General features: G+C 47.9%; 11 protein-coding genes. 3 read left to right on the top strand and 8 right to left on the bottom strand.

Annotated features, from left to right (window positions below):
* Positions 1 to 39: 39 nt before the first annotated feature.
* From ACX0G9_RS16330 to ACX0G9_RS16340, 3 genes are all read right to left on the bottom strand, one after another.
* A complete protein-coding gene (locus ACX0G9_RS16330; protein ID WP_459066004.1) occupies positions 40 to 1,344 on the bottom strand; it encodes an RsmB/NOP family class I SAM-dependent RNA methyltransferase in 1,305 nt (434 codons plus the stop codon).
* A 2-nt stretch (positions 1,345 to 1,346) separates the two neighbouring features.
* Positions 1,347 to 2,645, bottom strand: coding sequence for a 2-oxoglutarate dehydrogenase complex dihydrolipoyllysine-residue succinyltransferase (gene odhB / locus ACX0G9_RS16335; RefSeq protein WP_459066005.1), 1,299 nt, complete (start codon positions 2,643 to 2,645; stop codon positions 1,347 to 1,349).
* Positions 2,646 to 2,745: 100 nt separating this feature from the next.
* Positions 2,746 to 5,613 carry a 2-oxoglutarate dehydrogenase E1 component gene (locus tag ACX0G9_RS16340; protein ID WP_459066006.1) on the bottom strand — a complete coding sequence of 956 codons (2,868 nt, stop codon included), beginning with the start codon at positions 5,611 to 5,613 and terminating at the stop codon, positions 2,746 to 2,748.
* A gap of 284 nt (positions 5,614 to 5,897) precedes the next feature.
* Here ACX0G9_RS16340 and rpsT point away from each other — a divergent pair, with 284 nt between their 5' ends.
* The 3 genes from rpsT to ACX0G9_RS16355 all read left to right on the top strand — a co-directional run bounded on the left by rpsT (position 5,898) and on the right by ACX0G9_RS16355 (position 9,322).
* Positions 5,898 to 6,155, top strand: coding sequence for a 30S ribosomal protein S20 (gene rpsT, locus ACX0G9_RS16345; protein ID WP_459066007.1), 258 nt, complete (start codon positions 5,898 to 5,900; stop codon positions 6,153 to 6,155).
* 109 nt (positions 6,156 to 6,264) lie between these two features.
* Complete coding sequence (locus tag ACX0G9_RS16350) at positions 6,265 to 8,052, top strand: M14 family metallopeptidase (RefSeq protein ID WP_459066008.1); 1,788 nt, start codon at positions 6,265 to 6,267, stop codon at positions 8,050 to 8,052.
* A gap of 103 nt (positions 8,053 to 8,155) precedes the next feature.
* Positions 8,156 to 9,322, top strand: a complete 1,167-nt coding sequence (locus ACX0G9_RS16355) for a family 20 glycosylhydrolase (protein ID WP_459066009.1) — start codon at positions 8,156 to 8,158, stop codon at positions 9,320 to 9,322.
* A 114-nt stretch (positions 9,323 to 9,436) separates the two neighbouring features.
* Here ACX0G9_RS16355 and ACX0G9_RS16360 read toward each other — a convergent pair whose 3' ends face one another.
* From ACX0G9_RS16360 to ACX0G9_RS16380, 5 genes are all read right to left on the bottom strand, one after another.
* Positions 9,437 to 10,009, bottom strand: coding sequence for an RNA recognition motif domain-containing protein (locus ACX0G9_RS16360; RefSeq protein WP_459066010.1), 573 nt, complete (start codon positions 10,007 to 10,009; stop codon positions 9,437 to 9,439).
* Between the two features lie 106 nt (positions 10,010 to 10,115).
* The gene (locus ACX0G9_RS16365; protein ID WP_459066011.1) at positions 10,116 to 11,414 is read right to left on the bottom strand and encodes a relaxase/mobilization nuclease domain-containing protein; all 1,299 of its coding nucleotides are present in this window, start codon (positions 11,412 to 11,414) and stop codon (positions 10,116 to 10,118) included.
* Positions 11,399 to 11,779 carry a hypothetical protein gene (locus ACX0G9_RS16370; RefSeq protein ID WP_459066012.1) on the bottom strand — a complete coding sequence of 127 codons (381 nt, stop codon included), beginning with the start codon at positions 11,777 to 11,779 and terminating at the stop codon, positions 11,399 to 11,401. The genes ACX0G9_RS16365 and ACX0G9_RS16370 overlap by 16 nt, the downstream gene beginning before the upstream one ends.
* Before the next feature lie 141 nt (positions 11,780 to 11,920).
* Positions 11,921 to 12,805: a DUF4249 domain-containing protein gene (locus tag ACX0G9_RS16375; RefSeq protein ID WP_459066013.1), complete on the bottom strand. Its 885-nt coding sequence runs from the start codon at positions 12,803 to 12,805 to the stop codon at positions 11,921 to 11,923.
* A 4-nt stretch (positions 12,806 to 12,809) separates the two neighbouring features.
* Positions 12,810 to 13,695, bottom strand: an 886-nt coding sequence (locus ACX0G9_RS16380) for a TonB-dependent receptor plug domain-containing protein (protein WP_459066014.1), incomplete at its 5' end; no start/stop codon positions are given.

A 13,695-nucleotide genomic window follows, 5' to 3' on the forward strand; every position in this document is an offset into this window, starting at 1 on the left:
TTGTGAGAAATAATCCAACTGTGAAGTATCCGGCAAATCCTAATGTGAAGTACAAAAACGGGCGGCAAACATAGAATCAGCCCCCTGATCATAACCATTTATATGCTCCACCCGCTCGGGTGTGGAACCGGCAGCATTGCCTATAAAGTCAACCATTTCTTCATTCTCTTTTTTAAATACGGAACAGGTGCTATAGATCATACGACCTCCAGGGGCTAACCACGGTAAACTATTGGACACGATCTTTTTTTGCAAGGCGCTGTACCGCCCGATCTTCTCAGGATTAAAAAAATACAGTTCCTCCGGAGTCCGGCTCCAGGTCCCGCTTCCTGTACAGGGTACATCCATCAGGATCAGATCGAAGGAAAAGGAAGGGTTGGTATTTGCCGGATCACCCGGCTTCCCTGAAGAGTGGACCGGATCTTTTGTGGCAGCAGGTGAATGAAACTTTCCGGGAGGTAAATGGGTTTTTGCCGTAGCCTTTGACAGGTCGGCCATAAAAGAGTGATAGCGGGATATTCCCGCCTGGCTGAAACGACGGTGCAGATTTTCCAATATAGATTCCCGTATATCCGATACCGTAATATCAATCCCGGGATTCAGGTCAAAGGCCAGGATGGCTTTTCCACCACTGGCTGCACAGGCATCCCAAAAGGAAAATGAACCGGAAGGCCCCTGCAGAAAAGAAGCCAGACGCTGCGAACTGCTGTCCTGTATGACAACCTCCTTATCCGGAGTGAAAAATTCTTCTACTTTAAAACCGTTAGGCAGACAAAGAGTGAATGGCGGCAGGAATGAAAAGGGCACCTGCTTTTTTACCTGCTTTTCCGGCAGATCATGCTGCTGGTTTTGCGGCAAGGCAAGCGCCAGTTTTTGCAGTACGAATTCCTGCTGTCCAGGCCGGATCCGAAGAAAAAGGTGAGGTTGGCGAAGGAAGGAAAGACAAAAGGCATAATGATCGATATCTTCCGATAGTTCTTCTTTCCAGGGAAAGATTTCCCTCGGATCTATGCTTATTCCCGACTCTCTGCAAATAACAAACTTCTCTTCCAGGGACCGGTTGATCTGCTCATTCCAATCCGGTTTGAAATACCCCAGCATCTCCTGCGGACTCGCATTGCATAAAAAAAGTCCCGTCAGGATGCGCTCTTCAACAGGCAGATCCCGGACCGCATGCCCCAGGCGATAAAAGCCATAGACCATATTACTGAGCTGTCTGCGATCACGGGAACCCATTTGTTTGTGCTCGCGGAAAAAATCCTTTAACCACGCATGAAGCGGCATTTCGCCCTTATAAGCAGCGATGATCGCAGATCCGTACCGTAACTGGTTGTCGAATTTCATACTTATAACTCCAGCAGGGCCTTCACCGGATCTTTACCGAACAATAACTGATCGGGAGTTTCCAGTAATTCTTTGACCCTCACCAGGAAGCTAACGGACTCCCGGCCATCGATGATCCGGTGATCGTAACTTACCGCCAGATACATCATCGGGCGTATTACAATCTGACCGTTCACAACTACTGCACGTTCTTCGATCTTGTGCATTCCCAATATGGCAGATTGCGGAATATTGATGATGGGTGTGGACATCAGACTACCGAATACCCCTCCATTGGTGATGGTAAAAGTACCTCCCTGCATTTCTTCCATGGTGAGTTTGTTATCCCGGGCCTTCGTTGCCAGCTCCACTACCTTCTTTTCTATTTCGGCCATGCTGAGACTTTCCGCATTACGAATGATCGGAACGACCAAACCCTTGGGCGCAGAAACGGCAATGGATATATCGCAGTAATCATGATAGACCAGTTCATCCCCGTCAATATATGCATTCACCGCAGGCCATTCCTGTAAGGCATAACAAACCGCCTTAGTGAAAAAGCTCATGAAGCCAAGACCTACCCCGTGTTTTTCCTTGAACTTATCCTTGTATTTAGCGCGAAGGGCCATAACGGCGCTCATATCCACTTCATTGAACGTGGTGAGCATAGCCGTCGTATTCTTTGCCTCCACCAGTCTCCTGGAGACAGTCTTACGCAGATTGCTCATTTTCTCGCGTCTGTCCTTGCGGGTAAATAATTCCTTTCCGGGAGCCCGCCCGGGATGGGCCAGTGCTTCCAGCACGTCCTGTTTCAGGATCTTACCTCCGCTGCCGGAAGGAGTGATCGCGCCGGCATCTATTTTTTTGTCGGATATGATCGCCGCTGCAACGGGGGTTGCCTTGAGATCGTTGGGAATGGAGGTCACTGCTCCCTGTGCTGCCGGAACGGCTGTTGAAGAACCGGCGGACGTGCCGCCCGATGCAGCAACGCCTGCTTCCGGTTTAGCGGCAGCGGTTCCATTTGACGACTGGCCGGAAGCGGACTGCGGCGGAGCCGCCCGCTCTTCTTTTTTTCCTTCGGGACGGGTTGCCGTTTCGTCGATCTGTGCCACCACATCTCCTATCTTCAGGGTATCGCCTTCTTTGCCGATCGTCTTCAGTACCCCTGCCTTTTCGGCATTTACTTCAAAAGTAGCTTTCTCACTTTCCAGTTCTGCAATTACTTCGTCACGGTCTACATATTGCCCTTCCTGTTTTAACCATTTTACTAAGGTCACCTCGCTGATGGATTCACCTACTGCCGGAACTTTAATATCGATCATTTTACTTCTTTTATTTTATTTGCCTATAGCCTTTATTTCTGGTAGCCAGGTTTTTTGGCTAGCCGGTTTGCTTCGTTATTTTGCCTTTACTATTGTAAAGTTATATCGAAAATGCCGTTTCTATAATTTCTGCCTGCTCCTGGGCATGAACTTTTGAATAACCGGTGGCCGTTGCCGCACTTGGCTGACGACTGATCACTCCGTAATTGATTGTTTTCAGGTTCATCTGCAGAAAGGATGCCGCTCCCATATTGAGGGGCTCTTCCTGTACCCAGAACCAGGTGGCTGCCTGACTGTATTTTTTGTATAAATTTTCCAGCTGTGTCAGGGGCAAAGGATATAACTGCTCCAGCCGGATGATGGCCACATCCTTGCGGACTTCTTTTTGCTGGCGGTCAGCCAGGTCGAAATAAACCTTTCCCGAACAGAACAATACCTTTTTCACCTGGTTCGCATTATCAACAAACGGGTCATCCATCACTTCCTGGAAACCGCCTTTGGTAAATTCTTCCATTTTTGAATAAGTGCCCGGATTCCGAAGATTCGCTTTCGGTGAAAAATTGATCAACGGTTTGCGGAATGGCCAGGCCAATTGTCTCCTGAAAGCATGGAACAGGTTTGCCGTCGTGGTGATATTCGTCACGATGATATTCCATTCCGCACACATCTGCAGAAAACGTTCCATCCTGGCACTGCTGTGCTCTGGGCCCTGCCCTTCATATCCATGCGGCAACAAAAGTGTTATTCCGTTCATGCGCTGCCATTTCTGCTCGCCGGCAACGATGAACTGGTCTATCATTATCTGGGCGCCATTGCCGAAATCTCCGAACTGGGCTTCCCAAATGACAAGCGCGTTCGGATTGGCCAGTGCATATCCATATTCAAAACCCAAAACACCATATTCACTCAGCAAAGAATTATAGATCAGAAACTGCCCTTTGGCATCGGGGAGTCTGCTCAGCCGGTTATAGGCCTCGTCCGTATTTTCATCCAGCAGGACCGCATGGCGGTGTGAGAAAGTACCGCGCTGAACGTCCTGGCCGCTCATCCGCACATCTTTTCCTTCCAGCAACAGGCTGCCATAAGCCAGCAGTTCGCCCGATGCCCAATCCACCTTACTTTCCTCCGTGAATAGTTTCACTTTGTCCTGCAGCAGTTTTTCTACCTTGCGCAGGGGCTTAAAAGCTTCCGGCCATTTCATGATAGCCTCGAATATTTTACGAAAATCCCCTTCGCTGATTGCTGTAGACGGAGATTGTTCAAAATCCGCGCCCGTAGCCTTACGGAGACTTCTCCACGCCAGTTCCGGCTGCTGATATTTATAAGGCAAGGGATGTTGTTTCACCTCATCGAGACGTTCCTGTAAATCTCCCCAGAATTTCTTTTCCATCTCCTTGGCCAGGTCCCTGGCATCGGCCTCTCCGTTCTCGATCAGAAATTGCGTATATACTTCCCTGGGATTGGGGTGCTGATCGATCAACGCATACAGATGAGGCTGGGTAAGTTTGGGATCATCACCTTCATTATGTCCGTGACGACGGTAACAAACCATGTCGATGAAGATATCTGAATTGAACTCCTGGCGGTAGCGTGTTGCTATCTGTGCACATTTAACCACCGCTTCCGCATCGTCCCCGTTGACATGCAATACCGGTGCATGGATGGCTGCGGCCAGTGAAGTACAATAGTCAGAACTGCGGGCATCGTCAAAATCCGTGGTAAACCCGATCTGGTTATTGATCACGAAATGCATGGTGCCCCCGGTATAATATCCTTTCAGATCGCTCATCTGCAGTACCTCATATACGATCCCCTGTCCGGCAACCGAGGCATCGCCATGGATAAGGATGGGAAGTATCTTATCATAATCGCTGGCATACAACACATCGGCCTTGGCCCTGGCAAAACCAACCACTACCGGATCGACAGCTTCGAGATGGGAAGGATTCGGCATCAGCTTCAGGTGAACCGTTTGGTCCTTGTCGGTCTGCACTTCACTGCCATAACCCATATGGTATTTCACGTCGCCGCTGCCCATGGTCTGGTCCAGTTTGGCCGTGCCCTCGAATTCACTGAATATCTGCTCATAGGTCTTGCCCATGATATTGGCCAGCACGTTCAACCGGCCACGGTGAGCCATTCCAATGACCACTTCCTGAACACCATGTTCAGCAGCCGTATTGATGATGGCATCCAAAGCAGGTATGGTGGTCTCTCCTCCTTCCAGGGAAAACCGTTTCTGGCCGATATATTTGGTATGCAGGAATTTCTCGAACATAACCCCGTGGTTCAGCTTTTCCAGGATCCTCTTTTTCTTCTGCAAGGGCAAAGGGTCCAGAAATCTTTTCTCCATTTCCGTCGTCAGCCAGTCTATCTTTTTCTGATCGCTGATATATTTGAACTCGATCCCTACATGGGAAGCATAACAACTTTGCAGATGGGTCAGAATGGCCCGCAAACTGGTCGTACCGAGCCCGATCAGGTTACCGGCAAAAAACGATTTGTCCATATCTGCTTCGGTAAATCCGTAAAAGGACAATTCGAGATTGGCCCCCCGGTCTTTTCTGGGGCGGATGGGATTGGTCTTTGCCAGCAGATGCCCCTTATTTCGGTATCCCAGGATAAGGCGGTATGCCCCAAGCTCCTTTTTCCAGTCCACTCCATCGGAGGTCGTAAGGGTGGCAGATGTTCCGGGCTGCAGGGTGCCGGCGGCAGACCCGGCAGTCAGCGCGCCATTGGCGCCAGCTGTCCTGGCGGCGGTGGCAGTACCATTGGACTGGCCGCTATTAGCTGATCCGTTGGCGCCATTAACGCCACCATTTACTTTGCCCTGGGTGACGGCAAAATCGAATCCTTCAAAAAATTTCCTGAATTCAGGGTCTACCGCAGCAGGATCCTTAACAAAATCCTGATACAGGCCCTCGATGTAAGCGGGATGGGAATTAGTAATAAACGAATAGTCTTTCATAGACGTGCTGGTTGTTCAAATTGTTTCCAGAATTGGCCTACAAATATCGTTCAAAATTTCTCATGGAATAGAACGATTTTGCCTGTTTTTGGGCTTTTTTTAGTTTTTTTGCAGGACGGGTCGCTTTATTCAAGTGGTTGAGTTTTACCCCGATAGGGTGGGCTCCCTTATCCGATCCGAGGATGTTTTTATCCCCTTACGGTTCTTTTCATGAGTTTAACCCTTTCAAATTTGGTACTTCCATTGATTGAACATACCTTTGCCGTCCTAAAAATGTCGAGTTCATGGCAAATCATAAGGCAACCAAAAAAGATGTAAGGCAAGCTGAAAAGCGCAGAGATCGTAACCGTTACTATGGTAAAACCACCCGTAACGCTATCCGTGATCTGAGAGAGATCAAGGTGAAGAAAGAAGCTGGCGATAAATTGCCGGAAGTAGCTTCCCAGATCGACAAGCTGGCTAAAAAAGGAATTATCCATAAGAACAAAGCCGCTAATCTGAAAAGAAAGCTGGCCAGAAAGGTTAATAAGTTAGCTGCTTAATTAAGCCGTTCTTAACTCTTTATACTAAGAGGCATCCCCTTACCCGGGATGCCTCTTTTTTGTTCGTATAAATGGTTTATCTTAATTGTTCTATTGAATTCGAATATACATGCGCTATACTTTTTATTCCATGCTACTGGCGGGTCTCCTTTTTGCCCACCAGTCCTCCAATGGCCAGGGACAAGTTAATGATCGTGGCCAGGGTCAGGGCAGGAGCAAGGTACAGGATCTGTCGACCCCGTTTGAAAGATCGAAGGGCACAAGGACGGCAACCTATGCAGAATGTATCCGGTTCTACCGCCAACTGGATAAGATATCTCCAAACCTGTCCATCAGGGAGATGGGTATGAGCGATGCCGGTTATCCCTATCACCTGGTCCTTTATTCCAACGACGGCCATTTCGAACCGGACACCTGGCACAGACAACATAAAATTGTCTTACTGATCAATAACGGAATCCATCCCGGAGAACCGGATGGCGTAGACGCCTCCATGCTCCTGCTGCGGGACATTATCACCCAAAAAATACATATTCCGGATAATGTCGCCCTAGCCGTAATCCCCCTCTATAATATCGGGGGCGCCCTGAATCGCGGGTCGTGGTCGAGAGCAAATCAGAATGGTCCCGAATCCTACGGATTCAGGGGCAATGCACAGAACCTGGACCTCAACCGGGATTTCACCAAGAACGATACCCGTGACGCCCGGTCCTTTGTCCAAATCTTTCATTGGGTAAACCCGGATATCCAGATCGATAATCATGTGAGCGATGGAGCGGATTACCAATATACCATGACCCTGTTGAGCTCACAATGGAATAAACTGGGTGGAGAACTGGGAACATTTCTGCACGACCGGTTTCAACCCGCTCTTTTTTCAGCCATGGAAAAGGAAGGATGGCCCCTGACCCCTTATGTAAATTTTGAGGAAAGCACTCCCGAAACGGGTTGGGAGGCTTTTTATGACCCTCCCCGGTATTCCAGCGGTTATGCGGCTCTTTTTCACACCATCGCCTTTATGCCGGAAACCCATATGTTGAAACCCTTCGTCGACCGGGTCCGCGCAACCGATGCCCTTTTGCAGGTAATGATCGGGCAGGCTTCCCGATACGCAGGTGATATCCTGGAAAAAAGAAAAAAGGATATTGCCGGAGACCTGGTTAAAGATCAGTTCCCTCTGTTCTGGAAGGCTGATACCAACCGGTATGACCTGATCCGTTTCCGGGGCTACGAGGCTGCTAACAAAACCAGCGAGGTGACCGGTATGCCACGTCTGTATTATGATCATTCCCGTCCCTTCGAAAAAGAGGTAAGAATTTACAACTATTTCGTTCCGGATAGTTTTATCCGGATCCCTAAAGCCTATGTAATCCCCCAGGGCTGGCATGAAGTCATCGGCCTGCTTCAAAATAATGGCGTCCACATGCGCCGGTTGACAAAGGATTCCTCTCTGGAAGCAGAGGTGCTTCATATCGATGATTACCATTCCTATTCCCAGGCCTATGAAAAACATCATCGTAATGAAAAGGTTAAAGTTTCGGCCTCACGACAGTCTCTCTTTTTTCTGAAGGGGGATTATATCATTCCAACCGATCAGGAGGCAAGACGGTTCCTCGTAGAAATGCTGGAACCAACCGGCGATGATTCTTATTTTTCCTGGAATTTTTTTGATGCCATCCTTCAGCAAAAAGAAGGTTACAGCGCCTACCGCTGGGAAGACCTGGCGGCCGGATGGTTAAAGGATCATCCCGCACTGAGACAGGAGCTGGAAGAGAAAAAAAAGGCCGATACCGGCTTCGCCAGGAACGCAGACGCGCAATTGGATTTTGTATATAAACATTCCCGGTATTATGAGCCGGAGCATCTCCGCTATCCCGTATACAGGATACTGCGGTAATCCATGCGGTAATCCATTAATAGCCGCGGTTACAAAATAAGGTAAAAGGGCACTCTTTATTACAAGGGTATTCCTGCTCCTTTACACTTTAAACCCTATTGCCATGCGATTTACACTCATTGTCCCGAGACCGGTCTTACACCGGCCCCGGGCCGTATTTCTTTTATCGTTTTGCCTCTTTTTTCTTCTCCGCCAAAATCCGGCGGCCGCGCAGCCTTCTATCGACAGCCTTTTGCCGGTTAGAGGATTCTGTATCGACGCGCCACGTCCGGCAGGCGTAGATTCATTCGTACAATTCATCGTTAAAGAACTGGCTCCCCGCAAGGTAAACACCTTATTCCTCCTGGTCGATTACCACTATCAATTTAAATCCCATCCGGAATTGACGGATAGTTTCGCTCTTTCGAATGCGGATGTGAAAAAGATAGTTAAGGCCTGCGCAGGCGACCGGATCCGCATCATCCCGCAGATCAACCTGCTGGGTCATCAGTCCTGGGCCAATAAAACAGGTAAGTTACTGGCCGCATACCCACAGTTCGACGAAACGCCTTATGTAAAAATGCCGGAAAAATATGAATGGCCCAATGCGGACAATCTTTATTGCAGAAGTTATTGCCCCCTGGCGCCCGGCCTGCATGAAGTCCTTTTCCCCGTGATAGACGAATTATGCGATGCTTTTGAAAGTAATGCCTTCCATGCCGGAATGGATGAAGTATTTTACCTCGGTGAAGATAAATGTCCCCGGTGCGTCGGTATGGATAAAGCGGTACTTTTCGCCGGAGAGGTGAGGGCCATTCATGATCATCTCGCTCAAAAAGGTAAAGAATGCTGGATCTGGGGCGATCGTCTCCTGGACGGAAAAACAACAGGCCTGGGGATGTGGGAAGCCAGTTATAACAACACTTACCGGGCTATCGATCTGATCCCAAAAGATGTAGTGATTTGCGACTGGCATTATGAACGGGCGGATAAATCAGCCGTGTATTTTGCCATGAAAGGTTTTCGGGTGGTGACCTGCCCCTGGAGAATAGGTTCCATCGGAGTCTCCCAGGTTAACGATATGATTGCCTTCCGTCAGCAGTCCACTCCTGAAATGAAAGATCGTTTCTTCGGCATCGTAGAGACCACCTGGTCTCCTACTGCATTTTTCTTAAAGGGGTTTTATGGAAATCTGCCAGCTCGGGTAAACAGCGAAAACGCGCGAAGCGAAAATACACCCTGGAATTGTTTTAAAGCGATCTTTGTCAGAACGGGAGAGTTGGGCAAATAACAACCACCGGGAATTCTTTGAGGATCGAAAATAAAAAAAAGTAAAGCGGCTGAAGAGTCGCTTTACTTTTTTTTATCTTTTATCAGTCAGGTTTTCTTTAGTCAGGTTTTCTTTTTAATATCTTCTGGGGGGCCGGTTGTCGTTACGATCCCGATCGTCCTGGCCGCCACCGCCGCCTTCTCCGCCACCACGGTAACCGCCACCACTATTTCCGCTATTTCCACCATTCCCTCCATTTCCGCCGTTGCCGCCGTCTCCACCTCCACGATATCCACCGCCTCCACCGCCACCGCGATATCCGCCACCACTATTTCCACCATCACCACCGCGGTAACCTCCGCCACCGCCGCCTCCACCGCGATAACCACCACCGCCGCCTCCGCCACGGTAGCCGCCACCACCACCGCGATCATCACGACCGCCACGGCTTCCGCCACCGCCCCTGGATTGCTCCTCGGCTTCTTTCACAGCCAGTTTCTTTCCGCGGATAGCTGCACCATCGAGCGTCTCAATGGCTTGTCTTGCCTCGGTATCATCGGGCATATCTACAAAGCCAAAGCCTTTGCTTTTCCCGGTTTCTCTATCCATTACTACTTTGCCTGAATTAACGGCGCCATACAATTCGAACATTTCCTTTAGATCCACATCATCAAAATCGTAAGGAAGACCTGCTACAAATAGCTTCATGCCAATATTTTTATGAGGTAAAAGTACAAAGACTCCGGTTATGTAGAGTAATAAATGTCAAATTACTTGAATTTAACCGTAAAATCATACAATTCAAAGGCAATCATCACAAATAGAGGGTATTACTATTTTTTTGCTCCTGGCTTTGGCTTAAGGACCGTTGTTCTTCCCGATTAGTTTTTAACCATTGCCCATGTTGCAGCGCAAGATCCAATAATAAACCCAGCTTTTTTTCGGGGCGCGGATCCTGTAAAAGAACAAGGTCCTGCTGAGTCTTAATGGCCAATGCTCCTTCCTTTGCCAGGGAAAGCAGGGTATCTTCCAATCCACTGCGTTCCAGCAGCCCCGCTACAGTATACTTTTCGCCCAGATCCCGGTCCCGGGTAATGGTCCTGGTTTGAAGATTGATGTAGAAAAATTCCGGCACACCATCCTGAATTTTACCCTTTATCTTTCGTGGCAAAAAAATGACCACCCGGATCCGCTCCTTTTCTGCCAGGGAATCCATAAAAGCAGGCAGACTGTCCGGTTTCCCTATCAGGGTCCAATCAATGGCCGTTCTGATATGGAGCAGGTCCTTTCTTTCCGGATCCAATTCCAGTTTCTGCTGGTTTTCCCGGAATTTTTGTTCCAAACGTTTCAGTATGGGTTTGTTATCAAAAGCACTCGCCTTGATCGGAGCACCTATCTTTTTACCCGTCTCATCGATCATCCGGTAATAAAGACCTTTGCTTTTGTACATCAGTCCCTTTTCGTTTCCCCGGTCTGCCCGGACATTATACTGTCCCAGCAAGGCATTCCAGTGATCCAGGGAGGTGAAGTTATACGTATCCAAATGGGCCTCCAGCACTTTAGCTATGCCGGTCTTGGTCGGAGACTGGCCATAGATCAGTTTTTTTGCATTCCCCTCTTTATTTAGTATGGCCAGACGGGTCTTATCCCTGGCCGGCACCAGGCCATGCGTCTGTTCAAGCTGTATGCAGATTTTTATGAGTTTCCAGACTGCCAGTCCGTCGTTTGGGATCCGGTCCCCATCCGGTTTGATATTGATGGTAACGATATGGGCATGGGGATGGCCCGCATCAATATGCCGGTATACCAGGTATGGCTGTCTGCCAAAACCAATTTCTTCCATAAATTCCGATGCGATCTGTTTCAATTTTTCATCCGACAATACGTCCTTGTTGTGAAAATTCAGCGAGAAATGTGCTGTATTCGCCTCAACCCGGTCATTCAGCCGGGTAAGATTCCTGAAACGTTTAATTTTGTCCTCAAAGCTCAATTCTTCCGTTTCCTGTAAATAATTAAACGCGCCCAGGAGTATGGCGGCCTTTTCGGTGACCTTCTCTTCATTATAGGCTAAAGTCTGACGGATATCCCTGGAAGGTTCTATTCGGTGGACCATTTTTCCCAAATTTGCCGGATGAATAATTTAATGGCCTTTGTTTCCTGCAGGATCAACTGCCCGTTCTCCCCGGTCAATTTACCGGCCAGTAGCTCCAGTTTATTTTTTATATCGATCATTACCTCCAGCAATTCATCCACCGACTGATTGCGGACATTGACCAAAACCGGTTTCCTGGTCAATACTTTTTTTACATATTCCGTAAGACTGCGGCAGGTAGTGTTGTTCAACAGGTTATTAACCTGTTCCATTTCTGTGGGCGACAGGCGGATCGACAGAAAACGTACTTTTTTATCTTCTTCCGGTTTGCCCGGATTCCTATCCGGGTTTTTTTCTTCCGGGTGGCTTGTTTTATTTTTTTTCATATGTAAGGTTTTGAGGCTAAATATATAAGGCCAACAAAGTTACATATACAAAAAATCATATTTACTACCGCCCTGAACCTTTTTTTTGATTTTTTCCTACAATCTTTGGGAAGGTGGAAATCGGGGAAGGATGAGAGACGATCAGGGAACGATCAGGGTTTTGGTGCGGATGGTCTGTGCGCTGAAGTAACCCATACATCCTCCCTGAATATTACTGATCGGGTTTGCCGGTGATGCATTCTGATTTGTACCGGTAGCTCCCTGAAGGCTGAACCAATATTTATATACAGCCGGATCCAGGCAAAGCATATCGATCCTGACCGTTTTGCCGGTTTCAATATTCCGGGCCTTGTTGTCATTGTCGTTATTATAGGAAAGCTGGGCTTTTACCCTTGTCTGACCATCGGTAAATTCATCGTTCTCTGTAAATATCGTTTTCTCTTTCAACCCGTCCACATACTGCGCGTACCGGTAGTAATTGGCAACCCCGGGAGGATCATGATGCAAGGCCGTTATATATTTATTCGTACTGAGATCTTGCTTATAAACATAAATGCTGTCCAGCTCAACCGGCTGCGGCATAGTAGAAGAAGCTGTAAATACCTGGTCATTGATCGTTACCGATAATTGGTAGGTAAGGCCGGGTTTACCATTTATAATATTGGTCTGGTATATGCCTGGCTTGGTTTCAGCCAGGGTAACCACTGCGCCCTGATCATTTACCGTCACTTTTGCGCCGCTTATTCCTGGAAATTGATTGTCATCGCTGATATTTTTTGTCTGACTGATGGAGACTATACAATATCCCGGCTGGTCCGTAATAATCCCTTCTATTACATATTCCCGGGCACTGGGCTCGAGTTTAAGATTGATCACTTTCTGACAGGAACTAACCAGCAGCAATAAGAGCATGATAAAAGTAAAACTGATGACCGAACTGACCATGGCCAGATCAATGGATCGTATTTTTTTTCTGATCACCAATCGCATGGAACTAAAATATCTCATGGAAATACAATATCGCATGGAACTAAAATTTAAAGTTGTAAGAAATGGAAGGAATGAAGGAGAACAAGGACAACTGAACCGCCTCTGTTTTATTCGGATCGTCTTTGTTATCCCGGAAAGAAATCTGATATGCATTCTGCCTTCCATATGCATTATACAGGCTGAAATTAAGTTCAGAGGAAAAATGTTTCCCCTTTTTCAGCTGGCAGGTCGCCCCTATGTCAAGCCTGTGGTAATTTGGCATCCGGTAAGCATTCCGACTGGTGTATAAATAAAATACATTACCGTCGACACTGTATTTTCCGCTGGGGAAGGTAATGGCATCCCCGGTATAAAAGATCCAATCGGCGGACAGGGTCCATTTTTTATTAAGGTGGTAAATCCCTACGAGGGCAATATCGTGCGTCCTGTCCTGGCGGGCATTGTACCATTGATTATTATTGATCCCATCGATCTTTCGTTCGGTTTTGGAAAGGGTGTAGCTTATCCAGCCGGTAAACCGTCCGGTTTTCTTTTTAAACAACCATTCGATCCCATAAGCCCGTCCCTTGCCAAATAATAATTGGGTCTCGATCGGCCGGTTGGTATAGACGTCGGCTCCATCCCTGTAGTCGATCTGATTGCCCATACTCTTGTAATAGGTTTCTACAGTAAGTTCATATTTTCCTTCGCTGAGATTCTTATAATAACCTATGGCTACCTGGTCCGAAATTTCGGGTTTGATGATATTGGTACTTGCCACCCATCTGTCTGTGGGAGAAGACGAGGTGGAATTGGAGATCAAATGCAGGCTCTGCGTATTGCGTACATAGGAGGCTTTCAGAGCAGTCGAACCATTGAGCTGGTATCCGAATGCTACCCGGGGTTCCGGGTTCAGATAGGTTTTTACCGCCTGCCCCGAATTATAA

Source organism: Flavitalea flava (assembly GCF_054461575.1).